This is a genomic window from Trichococcus flocculiformis, assembly GCF_963662535.1.
GTDB lineage: Bacteria > Bacillota > Bacilli > Lactobacillales > Aerococcaceae > Trichococcus > Trichococcus flocculiformis.
In genome coordinates, this window is sequence record NZ_OY759718.1 from 2181830 (window position 1) to 2205592 (window position 23763).

The following is a 23763-nucleotide window of genomic DNA, read 5'->3' on the forward strand; positions in this document are numbered from 1 at the left end:
AGCTCTGCCAGACGTTCAATTTTGTATTTTTTCGTTGATTTAACGGGGTTAACGACAAAAACAACTTGCCACCCCCCAATTTTTGGTTAATAGTAATGGTAACGACACCGCACTATTTCCCCAAAAGAAAGGAAGATGACAAGTTGCTACCTCTATTATTAACCTATTTAGTTGATATTATCAAGCGTCAACGAATGATTATTCTTGCGTTAATTAACCTAGTAATCCTGTTGACGAAAAATTCCCGTATGCCTCAGTTAACTGCTCCGGATAATTTAAATTACCAGAAGCTCAAAGTCGATGAACTGCCTTTGATTGAAAAAGTTGAAAAGTTGGACTATCAGCTGCTTCTCCAAACTCATTTCGAAAAAACTGGGAAAGTTCTCCAGCCTATTCAACGCCGCAATGGCGTTAAAATCAACCTAGACCTCAATACAACCTGCCCACGCTGCAACGCTCCCTCGGACTACCTCTACGCCAATAATGGCTCCAAAGGCCAATGCAACTGTAAAGTCTGTGACGCCTTATTCAACCCTAAAAACCGTTATTCAAAAGAAGCCATTTTAAAGTGTCCGCATTGCTCACATCCGTTGGAGAAAATCAAAGACCGCAATGGATTCGATGTCTACAAGTGTAAAAGAGCGGACTGTCCTTATTACTTGCGTAGGCTGAAAGAATTGACTCCGGAAGAAAAAGAATTGTTTGAGAAGGATTCCCAACAATTCAAGATGCACTATCTCTTCCGCCAATTCAATATTCCTTTTCATCCGATCTCAAAGGATTCAGTCATTCAACCGAAGGTGAATCTGGCCAATATCCATTGTTCGCCCCATACTCTGGGATTGATACTGACCTACCACGTAAACTACGGTCTTTCGGCCAGAAAAACAGCGGCACTTATGTACGATGTACATAATGTCAGAATCTCAGGTCAAACCATACTCAACTACGCTTCCAGTACATCCGTGGTTCTGAAGCCGTTCCTGGAGAACTATCCTTACGAATTATCCGATCAATTCTGCGGAGATGAGACTTACATCCGCGTTGGCGGTCGCTGGAACTATTTGTTTTTCTTCTTTGATGCCGTCAAAAAAATAATTTTGTCGAACTATGTTTCGCCAAACCGAGATACGGAATCCGCTATTTATGCCTTGCGCGAAGTCTTCAAAAAGATGCCCCAGATACCGGAGGACCTAACTTTCATCGTCGACGGCAACCCCATCTACCTTCTGGCTCAACACTACTATGCCCAACACGGCATCCCCTTTGACGTGAAGCAAGTAATCGGACTTACAAATAATGATCCGGTGTCAAAGGAATACCGACCGTTAAAACAAATCATCGAACGGTTGAACCGAACATTCAAAGGCAATTACAGAGCGACCACCGGATTCGGATCCCAACAGGGATCAGTCTCTTTCGTGACCTTATTCTGTGTGTACTTCAACTTTTTGAGACCGCACGCTGCCTTAGAAAAGAAGGTACCCGTGTTGATTCCTGAGCTGGACAAACTTCCCAACATGCCGGCTAAATGGACAAAATTAATCTCTTTATCCCAAGATTGGCTGATGGACCAAACCCCTTAACTTTTGGCACCGGAGCCCTCTAAAAAAAGAGAGAACCAATAAACTAAACACACGGCGGAGCGTACTCTTTACAATCCGAAAAGCCAATGGTTTAAAATTAGCTAAGCCAAGGGCTACTTTGTGCTGCTCCTTTTGTATACCGTCGCCCTTGACGGCAAAGGAAGAAACCATTGGCTCGGTTGTCAAGAGCGTTTGTTTCACCTAACTTTGAATAGCAGGGCTTGGTTTTTCACATCACCTCGTTATTTGGGGCAGTTTCCATAGAATTTTTGGCACTACCATTTCCTAAGTTTTGGGTACAAGAAAAGGCAAGTTCCCAAAATGCGGCTTGCCTTAAATTTGATGTTCAGCGGACAAAAACCGCTTTTCTAAATTCTGCCTTTGCGGAATTGTCCAGGGGTCATGCCATTTATTTTTTTAAACAACCGATTGAAGTAGCTTGGATTGTAACCGATTCCTTCCGCAATCAGATTGATCTGCTCATCCGTTTCCAGCAACAAACGTTTCGCTTCTGCAATCCGTATGTCGGTCAGATAATCAATGAAATTGACTTTTTTGATGCGCTTGAACTCCTTGCTCAGATAAACCGGATCGATCTTGAATTGGTCGGCGACCGTCTCCAAAGAGATCTGCTCGTTTTGGAATTCTCGCTGCATGTACAAAGCGACATCTTGGATCAGTTCGTTTGCGGAGTCGCTGATTTTTTCCTGCCACAACAGTGTGATGGGCTTGAGGAAATCAGTGAAAAGGAAGCGGCTAATTTCATCCGGATCCAGCATCCGTCGAATCCGTTTGAGGATGACGTCTTTCGACAGATAGTCGCTCGAGGAGACGCCGTTTTCGTTCAGTTGAAATTCGATATGGTCATAGAGCCGCTCAACCGATACGAGAACGGCGAATTGGCGCGGTTGTTCATCCGTGACCTGACGGATAAACAAGCTGATATTTTCCTGTAGTTCCTCAAAATAACAACTCTTGAGCGCGGTGATGAGATTACGTTCGCAGCTAATCGGGTATTTCGGCGGTAACATCCGTCCCGTTTCGAGCGCCAATTGTTGGTTTTCCAGTTTCAGATGTTGGTAATCGGTATTCTTGCGCAACTTTTCCACCAATTCCGGAATCTGACGGAATTGATGTGTGATCGGTGTCGCCACGATTGTCACATAGCGCCCGGCGACCCGATTGATCTGTTCGAACAGATGCTGGATATAGGCATCGCCTTTACTTTGGTCCGAGACCATGGCAAATGTCAGCATCGTCAGGCCGTCGAACGGAATCACGACCCCGTCTTCGAAATGCAGACCAGTTATGTCGTTCACGATATTATCCAACGCAAACAGCGTGAACTCATCTTCGCGTCGATTGTCGGCGGTGTGGATTGGTCCATTGATCTGGATAAAGAACAGCTGATAACCGGCATAATCCAGATTCCAATGTTTCTTGCGGAGTAGGCGCCGGAGTTCTTCTTCCGGCAGATAGCCGTAATACCCTTCCAGAATGCGCCGGACGATCGACCGCTTCTCGGTCAGCGATGAACGCGCCGCAATTTTCTTCAGATTGCCCTGCTCGTCCGTCATCTGTTGCCAACGTTCCGCCAGGAAGGTCAGTTCATCCTGGCCCTCCCAGTTGTCGCCGAACATTTTCTCCATCGTTCTTCCAAACGGTTGGTACTGCTTTTTGGCAAAGAACTGGCTCAAAAAGACCATAACAACAATCAGAATCAGGCTGGCCGCCACCAAGGAACTGGCAAATTTGCTGACGGGCTGCGTGATGGCAGCCAGCGGGACCATGGAATAAAAGATCCAGGTCTGGTTCAAGCGTTCCGACGGGACAGCGGTCACGCTGTATTGATCCCCTCCATGGCTTTCGATCCAGGACCCGCTCTGTTTCTTCTCCTCAGTCAAATATTTAATCATACTGCTGTCGCTGGCGGCCGAGAAACGTCCTTTATCGAAAGAAATCGCAGTCGCGCTATAGTCGATTTTGGTGTCATTGAAGAAATGCAGCAGTTTCTTCTGGTCGATGACTGCTACCATATAGATCGAAGGATTGTTCCGGTCCAGATGACCGATATTCTGGATAAATAAGAGTTCATCATCACTGTTGAATTTCCACTGGTAGTCCTGGTCATTATCGATCTGGTACTTTTCATTGAATTTCTCGGCGTCCTGATCCGTGAACTCAAAGGTACCTCCGCTTTCCAACCCGAATGGCTGGTCTCCGAAGGAATAGACGCCGATATTCTTGACGTAGTTCGAACTATTCGTCAAATAAAACAATTCTTCGGATATTTGGTTGAGCGTCATGTAATCGGTGGTCAGCGAGTAGTTCTCGGTCTGGTAGCGTTCCTGAAAAGATTGGCCCCAGACACTCAGCGATACTTCCAGCTGGGAAAGCTGCTGGTTGATGTTCTCGACGACACCTTCGACTTGCTGGGTGTGCTGATCCTGATAGGCTTTTTGGATTGGCTCTATCAGGTAGAAATGCAGCAGAATCGCGACCAAAAGAATCGGCAATGCCACCCATAGGCTGAGTATTTGCAGGCGGCGTTGATAGCCACCCTTCTTAAAAAAAATCATCATGCAACATCCTTACGCTAGTGTATTTAGCCCAGTATGAAGTTTCTTGATTTCACCATCGATGGTTACCCATATCGGTTGATCGGAAGGATTCAGGACCGTTTCTCCGGAAACGGAAAAGACGAGCCGCTGGGACGCGGACATGTACCTCATGAATTCAATATTCGTGCAGTACCAGATATCCGTCCTGTTTCCCGTTGCTCTGCAGAAGGACTCGATCAGATCCCAGTTGCCATCATTATCGAACTCGTAGCTGTGGCCCCAGACATACATCAGGTGCAGATACTGCTTCTTCGATAGGCCGATGAATGTTTCGCCGTGCTTCAGCAAATCATGGTTATGGTGACAGGTCGCCTGCCACTCATACCAATCATTCGGCAACGAAAAGTTATGGCTGCTGCCGACGATGCGCCCGTATTCGATCCCCAACGCCGGCAACAAGCGCTTGATCTCCTCCGTATAGGAACCGTTAGGGTAGGAAAAGCCTTGCACTGGATACGGGACCAACGCTTCCAACGCGCGGCGGTCCTCCAGTATTTCCTCCGTCACCTTGTCCAATGGGCAACGCGCGATGGTCGGATGCGTATACGTGTGGCAAGCCAGCTCATGGCCGGCATAAAGAGCCGCGACTTCTTCTTCCGGGATGCGTTCCGGATCGGGAAAGAGCCCGCCGTTCAGGTGAAAAGTCCCCTTCATACCGTAACGGTCGAAAATTTCTACTAAGCGTCGATCGCTCTGCTTCCCGTCGTCATAACTGAATGTTAGCGCTTTAAATTTACCTTCCGGATAACATATATAGTACTGTTTCATAAGATCCTCCTGGTCAAAGGCGTCTCCTTCATACTCCAACATCATAAAACAGAAATGAAGGATGCGCCACTATCAATTTTTTCACACACTCAAAAAAGCGATGCTCAACCCTTCACGGAACCTACCAACATGCCCTTTGCGAAGTGTTTCTGCAGGAACGGATAAAAAATCAGAATCGGCAACGTCGCCACGATGATGACCGCAAATTTCATGCCTTGCTCAGGCGGAATGTAGTTCGGGTCCAAGTTGCTCAAGGCACTACTTGCGCTCGAAGACATCGTGATCTGGCGCAGCAGCAATTGGATCGGCCACTTTGAGGAATCATTGATGTACAGCAGTCCGCTCATGAAGTCATTCCAGATTCCGACTGCGTAGAACAAAGTGAAAGTCGCGATTACCGGTTTCGAAAGTGGTAGCATGATTTTCCAAAGGATGCCCAACTCGGTGCAACCATCCATCTTCGCGGACTCCTCCAGCTCGATCGGCATCTCCTGGAAAAAATTCTTGATGATCATCAGGTTGAATGGATTAATTGCAATCGGCAGGATCAAAGCCCAATAGGAGTCGATCAGTCCAAGATTCTTCACGACGATAAAAGTCGGGATCATCCCACCGGAAAACAGCATTGCAAAAATGACCAGGTTCAGTAACACGTTTCTACCTTTCAGATTTCTTCTTGAGAGTGGATATGCGAACGTGAACGTGAAGAAAAGCTGCACGAACGTTCCCACAATCGTTACGCCAGTCGTGACTAACAGACTGCGCATGAATGCCGGCGTTGAAAAAATATATTTATAGGATTCCAGGCTGAAGGTATTCGGCCAAAGAAAGAATGCCCGCGTAGACAATTCGTGTTCGGTAGCGAAGGATCCAGCAACCACGTAAATAAACGGGAGGACCATCAAGATGCCGAGCAGTCCCAAAAAGATTATGTTCAGGACATCGAAGATGCGCCCTCCCTTGGTATTGTGCATATTTTTCATATATTTTTCTCCTTTCGTAGCTTAGTAAAGGCCGCTTTCGCCAAATTTTTTCGCTAATCGATTTGTCGAGAAGACTAGGATGATGCCGATTAGCGATTTGAATAGACCGACTGCCGTCGAATAACTGTAGGCGCCATTCGTAATCCCCATCATGTAGACATAGGTATCAAAAACGTCCGCAACCGGCCGATTCAGCTGATTTGTCATCAAGTAGAACTGATCGAACCCCGTTGAAAGTATCGACCCGACTTTCATAATCAACATAATGACAATCGTAGAACGTATTGCCGGTAAAGTGATGTGCCAAACCCGGCGGAATCGTCCGGCACCATCCATGATAGCCGCTTCGTATTGTTCCTGATCGACCCCAGCCAAGGCGGCAAGATAGATGATTGTACCCCAGCCCATCTCCTTCCAAATCGACTGGAGGATGATCATCGGACGGAACCAAGCAGGATCCGTCAAGAAATCTATCTCTCGTCCTGTCAAACTCAAAACGATTTCTGTGATGGCACCGTGATCGAGATTAAAAAGAATGTGCCATAAGCTGACGACGATTGTCCATGACAAAAAATGCGGCACGTAGACGAAAGTCTGGATTGCGCGCTGATAGACTTTCAGGCGTACTTCATTCAACAGGAGCGCCAAAAGTATCGGTGCGGGAAACGCAAACAGGATGTTCAGGAAAGCGATCGCCAAAGTATTCCAGAAGATCCGGAAAAAATCCGGATTGGCGAAGAAATCTTGGAAATTCTGCAACCCGACCCACTTGCTTTCCGAAATTCCCAGGAAAGGCACGTAATCCTTGAAAGCGATGATGAGTCCATACATCGGGGCGTATTTAAAAATAGCAAAATACAACAAGCCCGGTATCGTCAAAATATAGAGCCATTTATTCTGCCTGATGTGATTGAATGCACTGATTTGTTTTTTCTTCGATATTTCTTTGATTGTTGATTCCATTCCTTTTCCTCCTTCAGCTCCGGTCGGTCAGGTGACCGCCGATCCATTCCAAGCAACCTATTGTGTTCAGACACCACTGCGACACTACATTGGTGGAAATCCAAGGCATTTCTTCTACCGGCTTCCAGATGTCAGCCTGTTTCAGTGTTTCTTCAACCGGTAGCGGTACACCGGACAGTTCATTCGTGGTGAGGATCTTCCAAGCGTGGTCGGCGATAGCTTGATCATTTCTGACGACTGCCCCGTAAGCCATCATCGTGGTCCCGAACATTGGCCAAGAAAAATGCGGTTCCGACAACTTCTCTTTGGATGCCTGAAGCTTCTCTTCGGGGGAGAGACTATACATCCAACCGAATTCACCGAGCATCTGATTCCATTCGGGATCCTCTATGTTCTGCGCCAATTCCAGCCAGACCTGCGGAGCTCCAAACGAAATGACCATATGATAACCACCTGCATTTCCTGTCCCCATGTATTGGAGTTCCTTCGTTTTTGGGTTGAAGCGATAGGTCGGACCGGAAAGCAACCGGTCCGGCGTTGCTTTGATGCAGGTAATCCCGGTCCTGATTTTTTCGAGGTAGTTTTCGTCGCCTGTCCTCTCCCACTGCGTAAACCAGTTGGAAACAAGCGCCGACCAATCCGGACCGACCCGGATCGGTACCCATTCCTCGGTCCGTTCGTAGAATTCGCGCATCGGCGCCAAGCCTTCGAAGGCGTAAGTTTCATTATCTTTCACCTGCTCCATGATTTCACCGATACGCTCATCCGCCGTTAAATAATAATAATAGCGGTGCAATCCGGCCATCGAAATACGCACTTCTTTGCACTGACAACCCCAATGCAATACGTTGTGACGCGATCCTAGTCCTCTGTATTCCCCGGCATGGTACTGGTCCACCTCGGAGGTATGGCGTGTCATCGCCTCGGCAAAACGGAATACTTCCGGATCGCCCGTGCGTAGGAAGTCGAGCCATAGCCACATGTTCGGCACGAGTTCGGTGTTCTGCCAAGCATAACCACCCAGATCGTAGCGCCACTGATGGCGGTATCGGTCGTAGGTATGCATGACGTCTCCGTAGTTCCAATAGCCGTACCAGCTGCGGTTATCGACTTCCTTCACATAGAATTTCCGTAACGCCAGCATCTGATCTTCAAGTCGCGCCGTTTGCGGATTGGTGCGGTTCGGCAGGCTGAAGGAACCGAATACTTTTGTCTGACGGTAGTCTTCCGGAGTAGCTACGATCAGGGCCGGGTTCCGGTTCTCTAGGGCTAGTTCAAAGAGTTCGGCATTGCTGAGCGGTTCCCCGCAGATGTCCAGCCACAATCGGGTCGTGTTGGCGACACCGACTGCCGTCGAACGGATCTCCTCCATCCCTTCATAGGCGCTCAGCATATGGTCACGCGGTGAATAGTGCGAAAAATCCATCTGCCCGGCCTCCGGACTCCACAGCCAGGCAATCATTTTGGTGCGGTGCCCGGTCAGGTCCCGGACTTCGATCGCGGAAGGCGCTTTTTCCCAGAATTTTTCGATGCTGCAGGCGACGCCGCCTGTTTCCCCGCCGGCATAGATGCTGCCGAGAGAACGGCTGCCATCCCCTATCAGGAGCGGCGCATAGCCCGGTTCAGTCTGTTTCTTCAGCGTATAGGAACGGTGGTTGAGCTGCGTCAGCCAAAAATTGTTCCAGACCGCATTTTCCTTGGCATGGATCAGCATCGGTTTGTCCGCTTCGGTCAGCTGGACGATTTCGCCGACCGCCTGTTTAGCGTATTGCGGATGATTTTCATAAAAACGGCGGGACATCAGCAATTGGCCCGGTTCGGCATAGACGCCACTTTCACCGACGAATTTCACATGGCGGTTCCAACTTTCTCCTGTCAGCGCGGTCTCATACACAATACCGACTCCTTCGATTGGTTTGGAATCAATCACGATTAAGGTATGAACGATCTCCAGACGAGAAACTTCCCTGTAAAATCGGAAACGGACGATGAATTGCTGTAGCTCTGTATTGTCCTGATAGATGTAGCCACTGACCTTCACAACAGCTTTGAGCGGACCATTTTCTTCCAGAATCAAATCAGTAACTTTTGAAGAGAGCGTTCCTTCCGCGTATTTTGCTTCAATCCGCAAATCTGTCAATTTTGCTTCACCGGCAATCTTTACCCAATCCAATAAGTTCTTCCCTTCCCCGTGTTTCGGAAAGAAAGCTTTCAGGGAACCGTTATCGATATAGATGCCGTTATAGCGTGATTCAGCGATATTACCGGAAAGCTGCTTGCCTTGTTGCAAATCGATCAGCGTACTTGTTTTGTCAAAGATACCAACGTGTCCAGTCCATTTGATGCTGCCGTCCGGCCAGAATGCCAGCGCTTTTGTCTGCAGCGGCGTTCCTCCAATCCAGAAATCTTGGGATTGCAAAGCCTCTTTTGTCAATTCCCCCTTTTCCCAGGGGGTTCCCCAGTTGATGCCTCGTTTAATTCCAGGTTGTTTTTCAAGCCATTTCAGTGTCATTTTTCAGTTGTGCTCCTTTCAATTTTTCTTCATTGTCTTCAAAATACTTCAGGTAAAGCCCCATATTTCCATAGACCCACACGCCGATGCTTAGGAACGGCAACAAGCCGGGCAACATATACGAGACTGTGCTGCAGATGCCCAGCCAGAGGAGCGCCAACAAGCAGCCGAATGGATTATAGGTCAAAAATTTCAATGCGGAAGGAAAATAGCTGCGGATCGGCAGCTCGTAAAACTCGTACATCGCGAATAGCGTATTCACAGTCGCCACCATCGCCCCTTGGCTCAGCAGAAAAACAAGCAATGCTGCAGTTCCGAGATGCGGCAAGAAAAGCTGTTGAACCGCCAACATCGGCAAACCGTAGAGAACTACAATTGCCAGAAAAATTCGGTTAGATGAAATGAAGTGCTTACGGTAATAGGAAAAAAAATTTGAATAAAGATTCATACCTTGCTGGCGATGGATTGCTTTCGCCACATGGTGTGCCGCTTGGAGGCTCGGTGCCAATCCGAAGATGCCAAATCCAAGCAGAGTTCCCAATATTACTGCGCTGTTCAAACGTAGACAGTCATAGATTTTTTCCGTCCCATTGTAGAGCTTGTTCCAGTTCATATGCCTTCCTCCTTGATTCCGAAAACTTTCAGGTTGCGGTACTTGGCCATCATCGGTGCCATCTGACGGAATCCAATGTAGCCTTCCTGCAGGACTGGGCCCAGCTCCCCGTCATCCTCCCAGCGGAACAACACGAGATCGTTGATGCTGAAGGTGATCAGTTGTTGCCGCTTTTCGACCGTCAATTTGTAGAAATCAATCGCATCAGCCACTGCCGGGAGCGGATCCGCACCTTGGGCAACTAGATGGAAGCCATGACTTTTCCGAAGGTTGCATGTTTCGAAATAGCGCTCCGAGGCGAATTTTCTCCTGTAATAGGAGATGTGGTAGGCATTGATGTCGCCTGAATGATACTGCGGGTAATAGCCATCGCGTTCCTGAAGCTCCGGGCTGAAGAGCGGTTGCCCCTCCCTGCCGAATGCAGCAAAGAACAACATGCACAACCCTGGCTCACGCAAAGGCTGAAATTCCCATTCGATCTTGATGTCGGCCGGAAAAACCCGATTCAACCACAAAACCCAGTGGGCATAATCGCCCAGTTCTTCCGGATCCGCATTCGCGAGGATGACACCGTTTCCGTCGAATGCGATTTCTGGATTTCCTTCATTCACGAAATCGTTGAGATGCTCCGGCCCCAACAAAGGATTATCATAAAGCAGTCTGTATTCCGTCATATCCTTGTCCTTTCCAACGTTAAAACGTTTTCATGTTTATGCTCTTATCTTATAGTTGCACTGGGTTTCCCTCAATTGACATTTTTTGTTTTTCTCCTCAGAAAAGGCTACAGGGAAAGGGGTTTCTGTAGGTGCTGCAAAAAAGGGCTAGACTGTTTTGGATTTGGAAATTATGCGATTGGCGAGGATTTATGATGCGTAGCTCCGGTGAATGGCTGTTCGGCGGAAGTTGGCGTCCCTTCGCTGGTCTGTCCTACGGTGAAGTTGGTCTGGTCGGAGAAAAGGACTACGGCCTGAGGTTACCTCCGGGGACACACGGCTTCGCCGGAGGAGGGCTGCTCTCCCAGGCCGGCTGCTCCGGCCGAACAGGCTTTCACTTGATAATCAAAAAAACAGCGTCGGACTGTTCCTGAGGAATCAATCCGACGCTATTGTCATTTAGTTTTTGTGCAATTCGTTCGTTTCATCGATCAAATCTTGGCCGCCTTGGTTCTTCCAAAGCTCGATGCTGTCGGCCCAGCCTTGGTCATCGATCTGGCCGGCTACATATTTGACGCGCGCATCGCTGATGATCTGATCCAGCTGTGCCCCTTTAGTGACATAAGTGTCGGTGATGTAGGAGGAAGCCGGATTGTAGACTGCGGATCCCAGATCGGCTGCCATCAAAGAAAGGCGTCTTTCGAATTTCTGCGTCATTTCATCCGTTTCAGGTTTGGCACGGTAGTATAGGATTTCTTCGGTCACGTTCATACCGATCTGCGAATAACTCTTGACATAGTTTGCATATTTTTCGGCTTCGGCATCTTCCTTGATCGCTTGCGACATGCCGTCGACCACATTGAAGTTCACACCTTCCAGGCCGTTCGTCAATAAGATCTGCGCTTCTTCGTCGTTGAGTTGATCCAGGAACGACAACACTTCCTTCAGCTCGTCCTCGGTTTTGACGCTTGTCTTCGGAATAGCCAAGAATCCGGAATACCCATCAGTCGGCAAAGCATTCAGTTCGCCCTCAGCGTTTTCCAGGTTGCCGGTGAAGACGACGATATCCTCACTATCAGGGTTCGCTTGGCGCATTTTGTTACTGATGGAATCTGCTCTGGAATAAGTATCGACAATAATACCGCCTTTGCCGTTCAAGAACGGTTCATCCCATTTGTCGGCAGTCAGCGTCGCAAAGTCTTTATTCACATACCCATTTTCGACCATGCTACGCATAAATTGCATGGATTCCAAATATTCCGGCTGCATGAAGGATGGTTCCAATGCGCCGTCTTTTTCAATCCAAGCATTCCCTGCTCCGAACCAAGTTGCCAAGGTATCGTATGGGCTATTGGTATTGATGGAGGCCGGCCATTGCGGCACGATCAAACCGTATGTATCTGCTTCGCCGTTGCCGTCCGGATCATTTTCCGTGAAAGCTTGGGAGATAGCGTAGAGATCGTCAACTGTTTCCGGCAACTCCAAACCCAGGTTCTCCAGCCAATCTTTTCGGATCATCACGGCGGTCCGCATGCCATCACGCGACCGGTAGATGCCGTAGATTTTCCCGTTCACAGAAGAGTTGCGCAGGACATCCGGATTCGCTTGCGAAAGATTCGGATAGTCCTTCAGGTAATCTGTCAGGTCCCAGAAAGCGCCATTCTCGGCGGATTTGATGAAGCCACCAGACTTTCCTTGGATGACCATGACTTTCGGGATGTTATCGGAAGCAAGGGTAATGTTCATCTTATCCTCATAGGAAGTATTCGGTGCCCAGGTTATTTCGATTTCCTTTCCGGTCAGTTCCTCCAGTTTTTCTACAATTTTATTTTCTCCTTCTGGGGGATCAGTTTCGATAAAAGGAGACATGATTGTGATTGTGTCCGTCGTCGCGCTGGCCGTTTCCCCTTCCTCGTTATTTCCGCAAGCCGCCAGTATAGTGGTAGCTGCCATCGCCACTCCAAATACCGAAAAGATCTTTTTCTTTTGCATCTTTTTTCCTCCTTTAATTTTGAAGCATGTTAGTTAACCGCTTTCATGATTAAATCATAATCAATTACCTGATTTCCGACAATTGACTGTTTTTACTGGAGTCGAAAAACCTTGTCAGCACAGTGTTTATTGGCGCGTTAAGCAGATTATATCAATCTTTTTGTCAAAATGAAGAACAATACTCGCAAAAGAAATCAGATTTCCGCCAAAAATGTCGAGAATCCGCGCTTGTATGTCAAGCCTGCCATAACTACAATGAAAGCATCACCATAAAGGAGACCAAAGTATGAAGAAAAAATTGTTCATCGCCGGCGATTCGACGGCAGCGCAAAAATCCGGCGAAGCGAAGCCGGAAACCGGTTGGGGGGAAAAGTTATCCTGCTTCCTCTCATCTGAAATCGAAGTGCGCAACTATGCCCAAAACGGCCGCTCCACCGAATCGTTCATCACCGAAAAAAGGCTCGATCAGATTATAAAGGAAATCGGACCGGGAGATTTCCTGCTTATCCAGTTCGGGCACAACGACCAGAAGATTGATACTCCGATTGGGACGATGCCTTACGGTGATTATCAAGAGAATCTCGCTCGGTTTGTGGAAGTTGCGCTGGCTAAAAATTCTTTTCCCTTGCTGCTGACGTCCGTCACTAGACGAGATAACTTACCTGATGGTCGACTCAATCCGAAAACACTTGGCGACTACCCTGAAGCAATGATTGCTTTGGGGGAGACGCTGGCCGTTCCCGTCATTGATGTCTATCGCCTGACGCAGGACTACTACGGACGATTGGGTATGGAGGAAACAAAAAAACTGCATCTGCACCTTGCACCTGGGCAACATCCCAACTATCCTGCGGGTGTGACTGACAATACGCATTTCAATGACTATGGCGCACATCAGATTGCGCGGATTATTGCCGCAGCAATACGCGAAACGGAACATCCGTTAAAACGGTATGTTCGCTAGCTTCTCCAGATAGGCTCCGGTCGGTCGGACATGATCATGGAAACGCAACTACGCAAAAAACGATCGAAGGGAATTTCGATCGATTTTTTGCGTATCATTGATTTCACACGGATGCAGAGCAGAATGCTGTCCTCCGGCGAAGCGCTCCTTACCGGAGTTGATGCATAGCTCATTCTGGTTATCTCAGGGGAAGCTTCCCTCGCAAGAGGTGGTGCATCCCTTCCAGTGTTACTTCCTTGGACGCACGGCTTCGCCGGAGCTGCGGGTCCCGCCCCGCAGCGAGCATTCCTAATACCACCTTAGGCCTGTGCTTCCTCCAGTACTGCATCCATGACAATTGCTTGATGTTCGTAGCGATTGGCCAAGGCTTTCTTGCCGAAATTGAGGACGATCAGACCGATTCCGATGGCAAAGCAGCAGACCGCTCCGAAGAGGACTGCACTCTGGCCGGACGCAACGCCCAAACCGGCAAGCACGATTGGGGAAATGATTCCGCCCAGACCGTTCAGGAATTGGAAGATGGACATGGCGATGGCGATCTGGAATGGTTTGGCGATGATGGAGACATAGAACGGGATGGTCGAGTAGATCATAGCCATCGCGATACCGGATATACCGGCGCCCAACACCATCATCACAAAATTCTGCGCGTAGCAGACCAGCAGGTAGGACAGCGCCAGCAGGATGAATCCGGTGGCGATCGATTTGTCTTTCAGGATGCGGTTGATTCGGCTGATCGTGAAGCCGGCGATGAGGCCGCCGATGGTTCCAAGAGCGTTGATGAGTCCGGTGATGGCTGTGCCGCCGAAATTCTTTTCCGCGACAATGAGCGACAGGTTGCTTGGGTAGATGGTATAAAGGAATGAGACCGCGAACGCCAAGAGCGATACCCAGAGCACATACTTGTTCATGTCCTTGATCACGGCAAGCAAGGATGTTTTCGCCTGCGGGCCTTGTGCATGGGTGGTGTGATCCGATTTCGTTTCGACTTTATCCAACGGCAGGAACAGCATCACGACGAAGAAAATCAACAACGCGAGCAGGAACACAAGATAGGTATTTTCCCACTTTGCGGCGCCGAGCGTGCTGCCGATGATCATCATGACCATCAGGCCGATCGAGTTGATGGCCGTCCCGATGCCCATCAAGGAACCGCGCTCTTCGCCTTCGAAATACATCGAAATCAGCATCGGATTGATTGTCCCGATGAAGCCGAGGCCGATTCCCATGATCAGAGCGCAGACGAGTAAAGCGTTTACAGTTGTGTGAAAAGCGAGCGGCAGCAAGCCGCCCAAAGCGACGCAGAGGATGCCGATGAGGGCCAGGGTCTTTTTGGGGATGCGCATCGCCAGAACCCCGACGACCAAAGTGATCAGCATTGAACCCAGACCGGGGATCGTCCCGATCATCTGGATTTTCGAAATCGGTTCTTCCGGAAACGACGCCATGATCGCTCCGAACGCGCTCGTGATTACCAATGCACTCATGTTCAACAAGGTCATGCTCAATATGCCGACCTTCAATTTTGTCTTTTTCATTCTTCTCTTCCCTTTCGTCTTTCAAAATGGTTCCCGATCCCGGACCGCACATGGCGTCCGGGGCGGAAACGGATATTTGCTTGCTTCAGCCAATCGTTGTCGGCTCAACCGCGGATGCATCAGTGGACGGACGCAGCTCAAATGAGTGCGTACCAGCGCCCACTGCAGTCTCTGTCGTTTCGGTCGGAAGCTTGATGTATGCCGTGGTGTTTTCGGGAACCGTGACCGTGAGTTGCCCTTCCGCCAGAACGATTTCGATCAGTCCGTGGGCGGAGCGGTAACTGAATTCAAAAGCCGCGATGCCCAAATCTGGATTCGGCATGATATAAAACTCCTTGAATCCCGGTTCTTTGACCTGCAGTCCGGCTATTTTCCGGACCATCCAGTCGCCTACGCAGCCGAAAGCGTAATGGTTGAATGAGAAATCGCCGACTTTTCCGTTGGGCTGGATCCCTGCCCATGATTCCCAGATGGTGGTCGCACCATGATTCACCTCATACAGCCAGGACGGGCAGGCTTCCTGCAGGAACACCTGCTTCGCCAGGTCGGCATGGCCATGGTCCACCAGCACATCCAGCAGGTAAGGGCCCGCTAGGAAGCCGGTGTCCAGACGCTTGCCGTTCGCTTCGATCAGTTCCACCAACCGCTTGACAGCCTGCTGCACGGCAGTTCCACTCAAGAGCCCAAACGCGACCGCAATCACGTAGCATCCTTGAAGGTCACTGGTCAACCGGCCATTTTGCCAGTAGGCCTCTTCGAAGGCGCGCTTGACCGTTTGCGCATAATTGCGGTACTCCTCAGCTTCGGTCGCATTTCCCAGTATGTCGGCTATTTCCGCCAACAGCGCGCTTGAATGCGCCAGAAATGCCGTACCGAAAATATCCTTCGTCGCTTCCGAAGTCGCGATCGGCCCTTTGAAATCGGGTCCGATCATATAGCTCGGGAACATCCAGTCCCCGAAATGAAATTTTGTGTCCCAAAGATAACGCGCGTTCCCCTCTTTGTCGCCGGCCGCACTTTGCTTGCTGAATGCATGCCATTTGACCATGGCCGCATAGTTTTCGGCCAGGATGTCTGCGTTTCCGTAACGCTGGTAAAGCGTCCAGGGTACCATAATGACTGCATCTCCCCAGCCAGCGGAAGAAAGTGTTCCGGTCAAGGATGGCAGATTGAAGTAATCGCTCGGTGCCGGCGAGTAGTCCAGCACTTCCCCTTCAGCCGTCTGATCCGCCCGGACATTGTCCAACCAACGGCTGATGAAATCCTGGATATCCATGAAGAAAGTCGCTGTCGGCGCAAACACCTGCATGTCACCGGTCCAGCCCACCCGTTCACGTTGCGGGCAATCGGTCGGGATCGATAGCATATTGCCCTTCTGGCTCCACTCGATGTTGTGCAGCAGTTGGTTCACCTTCGGATTGTCCGTCCGGAAGCTGCCCGTCTTCTGCATGTCCGTATGCAGGACGATGGCTTTCACGTCCGCTTTTTCCAAAGCCCCGTCGAAGCCACTCAAGCGGACGTAACGGAATCCGTGGAAAGTGAAATCCGGCTCCAGCAGTTCTTTTTGGCCCCGGCCGATGTAGACATCGCGCTGATCTTTGTTGCGCCCGACGATGTTATTGAAGAAAAGCCCATCCTCGTTCAGTGTCTCGCTGTGTTCCAGCACAATTTCCTGTCCTGCTTCTAAAGTGATTTCCAAACGCACGCGTCCGGCGATCACTTGGCCGAAGTCGATGATGTGGGAATCCCCCTCTTTCCAGATTCCGATTGGCGCAAGCTCTTCTTGGGCTTTGACGTAGGCACCTTTTTGCGGGACGAGATTGTCGAAGGGATAGTCCGCAATCGTCACATTTTCCGCACCGCTGCAGTCGAAGTTGGTTTCCCAGTCATCCGCCTCCAGCCGCAGATCCTGCTTCTCCCCGATAAAAATATCGCTGTAGACGTATTTTCCGATCGTGGAAACAAATTGTTCATCGGTGCCGATCGTTTCGGTTGTCCCGTCAGTATAATTGACCGTGACTTCCCCCAGGATGCCCAGCCTATTGCCGAACTGCGCGCTGCCGCCGTTGACGCTGACGCGGCCACCGTACCACCCATCGGCCAGGACCACCGACCAGACGTTCCGTTCCTGCAGCAACCCGGTTATCTCATATTCCTGCACCTGCAGATACTTGTGATATGCGGTGTAATCCGGAGTGAACAGTGCATCCGTCACATTACGGCCGTTGATTTTGGCTGAATAAATGCCGTGCGCCGTCATCCGCAAGGTTGCTTGCTTCACCTCTTTTTTCGGATCAACCGCAAACGTCCGTTTCAGTAGCTTGACCGGATGCAGCCGTTCCTCCACCGGCCGTTGCGGCAAAATCTTGCCGGAAAACATCTCCTGAAGCGTAAAAACCGGCTCTTTGTTGATGGGCACCTGCACCGGCTCGATCCATTTGCCTTTCCATTCCCGTAATTCTTTTTTCAACACAGCATTTCCTCCTTGAAGTCGCATTAAAAACCTGTTATCATCGGAACGAAATGGAACAAAATATCACATCGCTCTCTGGTAACCTTTACATACATAACTTTAACACCGCGATGTATGCGGTAACAATATCATTCCTTGTCCTCATCATGCGTTTTTTTGTCCTAAGGAGGTTTTCTGATTGAATCAAGTGTTTTTTCAACATTACGATAAAATTTTGATGGATGATTTCATTCCATCAATCGATTTTGAGGGTCTGTGGGCCGACAGCCGGATCACCACCGACAACCAATTGAAGGGCATCGAAGCCGCTGAGCAGCAGGACATCTTCCTGATCGGCCACCGGATGTCGCAGGAAACGCCGCACCACAGCCACAATTTTTATGAAGTGATTTGCATCCTCAACGGTGTCATCGAGAATTGCATGGGCTCCAAATCGTTCTATATGAGCAGCGGCGACATCTGCATCATGAACTTGGCTAGCGCCCATTCCCTCAAAGTAGTCGATCCCGATGCGATCATCTTCAACATCTGCATCAAAGCCGACGAGATGCAGCACGGCACCTTCCGTAATCTTTTCCGCTCCGACACCTTCATCGGAACCTTTTTGCGGGAAAATGACAATCTCGACTATCTTTACTTCCCGAACAACCATAAGCGCAATCTGGCGGGACTGCTTCAGATTATCCTGACGACTTACGCCAGGGAAGGCGCGGCCACTCCCTTTTTGTTGGCCAGCGAAGTGCTGCAGTTGTTCGCCGAATTGCTTGAGCTCAATGAGTACAGCTATTACGGGATCGACGAAAAGGTCCTGGAAATATTGAGCTACATTGAAGCCAACTACCAGACGACTTCCCTTGCCGATGCCTCTGTCCGCTTCAACTACAGCGAAAGCTACCTGTCGCGGTACATCAAGAAACACACAGGCAAACAGATCACAAAGATCATCACCGAAAAGAAAATGGAAAACGCCGGTCTGTTGCTGCAAAACACCGACCTTCCCGTTCACAATATTGCAACTGAAGTAGGTTACCAAAGCTACAGTCATTTCCACAAAATATTCAAAGATTGGTATAGCGAGACCCCGCAGATGTACCGCACGAAATTCGACAATCGGCTGCCGCAGAATAAATAACTGCGTGTCCAGAGGTGGCGCGGTGGCACCCTGTCCTCCTGCGAAGAAGCCCTCGCCGGAGATCCGATCCCGTGTTCCCCGCCATCTCTGGCGAAGCGGGCTTCATCGGAGATGACTGTTGTTTTCGGTATTGTTCTCCTGCCAGCCGGTCGCTCGCCGGAGGTACGGGACCCCCACGCCACACACAAAAAATAAGCAAAAACGCCGGTAATGATTCTCGGCGTTTTTGCTTATTCGTTTACTTGAATCTGAAGGCCACGGGGACCAACATTTGTTGAAAAGACTATATGCGTTTTGGTATCGCCGAAGCGTTGTAGGTCGTTAATGAATTCGTCAAGTTCGATCGTGTTGGAATAGTAGACTTTCAATAACATTGAGTAGTCACCGGTAATGCAGTCGCATTCCACGACATTGGGGATTTCTTCGATGTAACGGTAAAAATCTTTTTTATCCTTTGCCGGGACTGCACAATTCACATATGCCTTGATTAAAAAGCCTAATTTCTGATGGTCCAGAATAGCTTGATAGGTACGAATATATCCAAGACCTTCCAAATTCTGCAAACGCACAGATACGGAAGGCGACGAAATGAAACATTCCTCTGCAATCTGTTTGACAGTAATCCTGCTGTTTTTTTGCATGATATTCAAAATTTTCCGATCTAATGCATCCATAATGACCCCTCCATCCTAACAATTCTCATCATTTTCTTAATTTTAGTAAGAAATGATAAGAGTTGCAAGGCTGGGCTCACAAGATGTGTCATGCTTTATGACATTTGCTTTTTCCTGCCATCAAAAAATAGGTACACAAACAGCGCTGCCAGTCCGAATCCTCCACAGAAGAGGTACATGACTTGAAACCCGAACACACTGGCGATGATGCCCCAAAGCATTGCCCCGCCGCCGTACGCTACATCCAGAGCTGCCGAGAAAATCGCTATCGCGCGTCCGCGTTCTTGGTCTGAAATACTTTGCAAAACAATCGTATTCATGACCGGCAGCAAACTGGCAAAGCCGATTCCATAAAGAGTAGCCGCTAAAAGAAGATGGACAAGATCATCGGCATAAGCAAGTATCCCAAACGCTGCACTGATACTGAGTATGCTGCCGCAAATCAAAAACGTTTGATTGATGCGATTCATCATACGGGGGAAGAGAAAACGAATCAGAACCGTGATGACCGTCATCACCGTAAAGTAGTAGCCGGCTCCGCTTATATTCTTTTCGATTGCAAACTGCGCGATAAATGCAATCACACCTGAATTCGCGAAGCAAATCAGAAACATGATCAGACTCGGAAAGGTAACGCCTCGATTCTTCATGACGGACAATGCTTCAATCGCTCCGCCCTTCGTCTTTTGTGTTCCTCCAAAAAATAGCGTTCTTGGCGACTCCGCACTCAAGAAAAAACTTAAACCAAAAGCGACACTTGTCAACAATAGCGCCACCCGAAACAAGGCCTGGAATCCGTATGTTTCCACCACCGCCAACCCCAGCAAAGGTCCGATTGCGCCAGGGACTGCTTGGGCGATGCTGAAGTAGCCTAAGCCGACGGATAACTGTTCCTTTGGGATCAAATCCGCCGCCATCGTCGCTGCGCTTGTCGCTTGGATGCTGTTGCCGATGCCTTGGATCAATCGCAGACAAAACAGCATCAGGAGCGTCTGCAGCACATTCAATAAGGCGAAATCGATGAAAAGAATGCCTAACCCGATCGTGAGCAACAGTCTGCGACCGTATCGGTCCAACAATATCCCGATCGGCAAGCGGAAAAATAAAGCCGAAATGCCTAAAATACCAACGATGCTTCCGGCAACCGCTTTAGACCCACCCAGGGCAGTCACGTAGAGGGGCAGCGTTCCCATTTGGGTCGTGATTGCCGTCATTGCCAAAAACGTGATGCTGTTGACCAAAAGGAAATCCTTGGTCCAAATCTTGCTTTTTACTTCCGTATATTCCACTTGTCATCCCTCTCAGACTGCTGTTTTGAAACGAACTTGCATCAAAAATTGTTTTGTCCGCTCTTGTTTAGGATCATCAAAAACTTCCGCTGGTGTGCCTGCTTCAACGACTACGCCATCCGCCATGAAAACAACTTTGTCCGCCACCTCTTGTGCGAATTGCATCTCATGGGTGACGATGATCATCGTTTGACCCGTGTCGGCCAATTGTCGCATCACATGCAGCACATCCCCGACAAGTTCTGGATCAAGGGCCGATGTGGGTTCATCGAACAACAGAAGTTCTGGAGATAACGCCATCGCACGGGCAATGCCGACCCGTTGCTGCTGCCCTCCGGATAGTTGACTGGGATACATCCCGGCTTTGTCCGCCATGCCTACCTTTTCCAAGACGGAAGTGGCAATTGTTTCTGCCAGTATCTTGGGGACTTTCCGGGGTGTAACCAATCCTTCCATCACATTTTGCAGAACCGTCATATGGCTAAACAGTTCATAGGATTGAAAAACCATTGCTGTTTTTCTGGCTATTTCGCGGCTCTGATGCGAACCGATACGACTGAGGTCATAACGAAGGTCGCCGAGTTCATACATGCCTGCATCCGGCCTTTCCAAGAGATTCAAACAACGCAAGAAGGTGGTTTTTCCCGATCCGCTCGGTCCGATAATGCAGACAACTTCGCCTTTATTGATGGTCATACCCACGTTTTTCAATATTACGTTCTTTCCGAAACTTTTTTTCAGTCCTGTTATTTGCGCCTGGATCATCGTCATCTCCTCCTTCCTTTTGGTTCTCAAAGTGAAATCGTGTTGCGCGAACTTCCTGCTGTTATGATATCCCGCGCATTGTTCAACGAGGTCTCAACAATTTCTTGCACGGCCAATTCTGTATGGTAGGCAATATGCGGTGTGATCAGCACATTCGGGAAGGCCATCAAGCGGGCATAATACGGGTTCTTTTCCCAACCGCTGGAAAAATATTTCTCCTCGTCCTCCAACGCATCCAAGGCCGCACCCGCCAGTTTTCCGGTTGCCAAAGCTTGGATAAGCACTTCGGTGTCGACGATTTTTCCGCGTGCTGTGTTCACAAGACAACTACCAGGTTTCATTTTTCCAAAAACTTCTTCAGAAAAAAGATGCGTGGACTTATCGGATAAAGGAATGTGGATAGAAAGGACATCCGACTCTTCCAACAGTTCTTCAAAAGAAACATAGCCGACTTTCCCTTTCAAGCGCGGATTTTCTTTTGAGCTTGAGGCGATCACACGACCGCCCAAAGCATGGATCCCTTCCGCGACCACAGAACCGATGCGGCCTGTCCCCAGGATGCCGACCGTCACATCCTGCAGTTCCCGACCGATTGTTGTTTTGCGGAATGGATTTGTTTGCAGCACGGTCGGGATATTCCGCAGCACCATCAAAATGGACATGATCGCAAAATGACCGACTGAAGTGGGGCTGTAGGAAGGAACGTTCGTCACCGTCAAACCGTATTTCTGCGCCCATTCGAAGTTGACGCCATCCACCCCTGTTGATTTGATCGACAATTGGTGGATGCCTTGCTCCCGCAGCTTGCGGTAAAGCAGCTCGCTTTGGCGCATTTCCGGACTCGGATACAGGCAGACCCCATCATGCGGGCCGGCAAAATGGACATTTTCGCTGGATATGCCTTCATTGATGATGGTCACGGGTATTTTGTTGCTGAAACTCCAGCGTTTGATGAATTTTTCTTCGTCAGCGCTGACTCCATAATAAATCAGTCTCATATTTGACCTCCTCAAATCACTTGTTTGTACGATGCGGGTGTCGCTTGTTCCAAAGCTTCACCGATTACTTTGACACCGGCCACGATTTCCGATAGTGTCGGTTTGGTGAAATTCAAGCGGAAATAACGGTCGTAGCCTTCCTGCGCCACGCTCATTATATTTCCCGGGATAACGGCGACTTTGGCTTCGTCCAATGCCGTATAGAATGTCTCCGGATCCAATTCGTCCGACATTTTGCAGCAGATAAAATAGCCGCCGGTCGGTTTGATGAATTGAATTTTGTCTTCAGGCAATGCTTCCAGACCGGCAATCATTGCTTCAAATTTCCCCTTATAATACAGCTTCAACTCCGATACATGTTCTTCAAACTGATGATTCTGCATGAATTCCGCTAACATCACTTGCCAGTAAAAATTGGTGTGGGAATCGGAGACTTGCTTGGCCAAAGCCAGTTTTTCCATGATTGAATCCGGCGCCATAATGAAGCCTAAGCGTGCGCTCGGTGCCAAAATTTTGGAAAACGAACCCGCGTACATGACGCGCCCATCCGTATCCATTTCCTTCAGCTTCATGATCGGATCGCCGTAGTACAGGAGATCTCCGTAAGGGTCATCTTCGAATATCAGCACATCATATTTTCGGGCCAAGCTGTAGATCGCTTGGCGTTTTTCCAGAGGGATCGATGTCCCCAATGGATTTTGGAACGTGGGAATGAGGTAGATGAACTTGATGCGCTGATCAAAACGCAACAGCTCTTCCAGTGCTTCCAAATCGACGGATTCTTCTGAGACGTTCATCGGGATCGGTACAGGAATGGCTCCGTAGCCTTTGATCGCATTCACCGCCCCTGAAAAGGTTTGTTCTTCGCACAACACGACGTCTCCCTCATCACACAGGACTTTCACGGCGATATCCATCGCTTGAGTGGAACCCGATGTAATCAACACCTGTTCTTCGTTATGAAGATTAGCGGTTGCCGCCAACCGTTCTTTGACCAGCTTACGCAATAAGGGATAGCCTTCGGACGCGCCATATTGCAAAAATGTTTCCGGATCGACTTCCGTGTATAATTTTTGCGAAATTTTTTGGAGTGTCTCCATCGGAAAAGCTTCCACCGGCGGAAAGCCGTAAGCAAATGAAATCACATCTTTAAGCTCCATGTTTTTACTTGCATTCTCCCGTAAAGGGGATGATTTCAGTTCCTTCATACGATTTGCGAAACGATATCCCATCTGTTTT

18 protein-coding genes are annotated in these 23763 nt (G+C 49.1%); 3 read left to right on the forward strand and 15 right to left on the reverse strand.

Features of this window, described 5'->3' with window-relative positions; genetic code table 11:
* The first annotated feature begins 248 nt into the window (after window positions 1-248).
* Window positions 249-1586, forward strand: a complete 1338-nt coding sequence (locus tag ACKPCD_RS10485) for a DDE-type integrase/transposase/recombinase (RefSeq protein ID WP_321433154.1) — start codon at window positions 249-251, stop codon at window positions 1584-1586.
* Between the two features lie 368 nt (window positions 1587-1954).
* Here ACKPCD_RS10485 and ACKPCD_RS10490 read toward each other — a convergent pair whose 3' ends face one another.
* The 8 genes from ACKPCD_RS10490 to ACKPCD_RS10525 all read right to left on the reverse strand — a co-directional run bounded on the left by ACKPCD_RS10490 (window position 1955) and on the right by ACKPCD_RS10525 (window position 12691).
* Window positions 1955-4165: a helix-turn-helix domain-containing protein gene (locus ACKPCD_RS10490; protein ID WP_321433155.1), complete on the reverse strand. Its 2211-nt coding sequence runs from the start codon at window positions 4163-4165 to the stop codon at window positions 1955-1957.
* A 12-nt stretch (window positions 4166-4177) separates the two neighbouring features.
* Window positions 4178-4975 carry a polysaccharide deacetylase family protein gene (locus tag ACKPCD_RS10495; protein WP_321433156.1) on the reverse strand — a complete coding sequence of 266 codons (798 nt, stop codon included), beginning with the start codon at window positions 4973-4975 and terminating at the stop codon, window positions 4178-4180.
* 104 nt (window positions 4976-5079) lie between these two features.
* Entirely contained in the window at window positions 5080-5958 is an 879-nt protein-coding gene (locus ACKPCD_RS10500; RefSeq protein ID WP_321433157.1) for a carbohydrate ABC transporter permease, read from the reverse strand.
* A 21-nt stretch (window positions 5959-5979) separates the two neighbouring features.
* Window positions 5980-6921 (reverse strand): ABC transporter permease, encoded by a 942-nt coding sequence (locus ACKPCD_RS10505; RefSeq protein WP_321433158.1) that lies wholly within the window; start codon window positions 6919-6921, stop codon window positions 5980-5982.
* A gap of 13 nt (window positions 6922-6934) precedes the next feature.
* Window positions 6935-9433, reverse strand: a complete 2499-nt coding sequence (locus ACKPCD_RS10510) for an exo-rhamnogalacturonan lyase family protein (RefSeq protein WP_321433159.1) — start codon at window positions 9431-9433, stop codon at window positions 6935-6937.
* A complete protein-coding gene (locus ACKPCD_RS10515; protein WP_321433160.1) occupies window positions 9414-10046 on the reverse strand; it encodes a YesL family protein in 633 nt (210 codons plus the stop codon). Before ACKPCD_RS10515 ends, ACKPCD_RS10510 begins: the two co-directional genes overlap by 20 nt.
* Window positions 10043-10720 carry a DUF1961 family protein gene (locus ACKPCD_RS10520; RefSeq protein WP_321433161.1) on the reverse strand — a complete coding sequence of 226 codons (678 nt, stop codon included), beginning with the start codon at window positions 10718-10720 and terminating at the stop codon, window positions 10043-10045. The genes ACKPCD_RS10515 and ACKPCD_RS10520 overlap by 4 nt, the downstream gene beginning before the upstream one ends.
* A 438-nt stretch (window positions 10721-11158) precedes the next feature.
* On the reverse strand, window positions 11159-12691 hold the full coding sequence (locus ACKPCD_RS10525; RefSeq protein ID WP_321433162.1) for an extracellular solute-binding protein: 1533 nt from the start codon (window positions 12689-12691) through the stop codon (window positions 11159-11161).
* Between the two features lie 286 nt (window positions 12692-12977).
* On the opposite strand from ACKPCD_RS10525, the gene ACKPCD_RS10530 reads away from it, so the two are divergent.
* Entirely contained in the window at window positions 12978-13655 is a 678-nt protein-coding gene (locus tag ACKPCD_RS10530; protein WP_321433163.1) for a rhamnogalacturonan acetylesterase, read from the forward strand.
* A 299-nt stretch (window positions 13656-13954) separates the two neighbouring features.
* Here the strand turns inward: ACKPCD_RS10530 and ACKPCD_RS10535 are convergent, their stop codons facing one another.
* Complete coding sequence (locus ACKPCD_RS10535) at window positions 13955-15193, reverse strand: MFS transporter (RefSeq protein ID WP_321433164.1); 1239 nt, start codon at window positions 15191-15193, stop codon at window positions 13955-13957.
* 85 nt (window positions 15194-15278) lie between these two features.
* On the reverse strand, window positions 15279-17663 hold the full coding sequence (locus tag ACKPCD_RS10540; protein WP_321433165.1) for an alpha-L-rhamnosidase: 2385 nt from the start codon (window positions 17661-17663) through the stop codon (window positions 15279-15281).
* A 190-nt stretch (window positions 17664-17853) separates the two neighbouring features.
* Between ACKPCD_RS10540 and ACKPCD_RS10545 the strand changes: the two genes are divergently transcribed.
* Window positions 17854-18798: an AraC family transcriptional regulator gene (locus ACKPCD_RS10545; protein WP_319219668.1), complete on the forward strand. Its 945-nt coding sequence runs from the start codon at window positions 17854-17856 to the stop codon at window positions 18796-18798.
* 230 nt (window positions 18799-19028) lie between these two features.
* Here the strand turns inward: ACKPCD_RS10545 and ACKPCD_RS10550 are convergent, their stop codons facing one another.
* From ACKPCD_RS10550 to ACKPCD_RS10570, 5 genes are all read right to left on the reverse strand, one after another.
* Window positions 19029-19472, reverse strand: coding sequence for an Lrp/AsnC family transcriptional regulator (locus ACKPCD_RS10550; protein ID WP_068561124.1), 444 nt, complete (start codon window positions 19470-19472; stop codon window positions 19029-19031).
* 95 nt (window positions 19473-19567) lie between these two features.
* Window positions 19568-20761, reverse strand: a complete 1194-nt coding sequence (locus tag ACKPCD_RS10555; protein WP_321433166.1) for an MFS transporter — start codon at window positions 20759-20761, stop codon at window positions 19568-19570.
* A gap of 12 nt (window positions 20762-20773) precedes the next feature.
* Window positions 20774-21526, reverse strand: a complete 753-nt coding sequence (locus tag ACKPCD_RS10560; protein WP_086988794.1) for an amino acid ABC transporter ATP-binding protein — start codon at window positions 21524-21526, stop codon at window positions 20774-20776.
* Window positions 21527-21552: 26 nt separating this feature from the next.
* Window positions 21553-22524, reverse strand: a complete 972-nt coding sequence (locus ACKPCD_RS10565; RefSeq protein ID WP_321433167.1) for an NAD(P)-dependent oxidoreductase — start codon at window positions 22522-22524, stop codon at window positions 21553-21555.
* Between the two features lie 11 nt (window positions 22525-22535).
* Window positions 22536-23756 (reverse strand): aminotransferase-like domain-containing protein, encoded by a 1221-nt coding sequence (locus tag ACKPCD_RS10570; protein WP_321433168.1) that lies wholly within the window; start codon window positions 23754-23756, stop codon window positions 22536-22538.
* Between the last annotated feature and the right edge of the window lie 7 nt (window positions 23757-23763).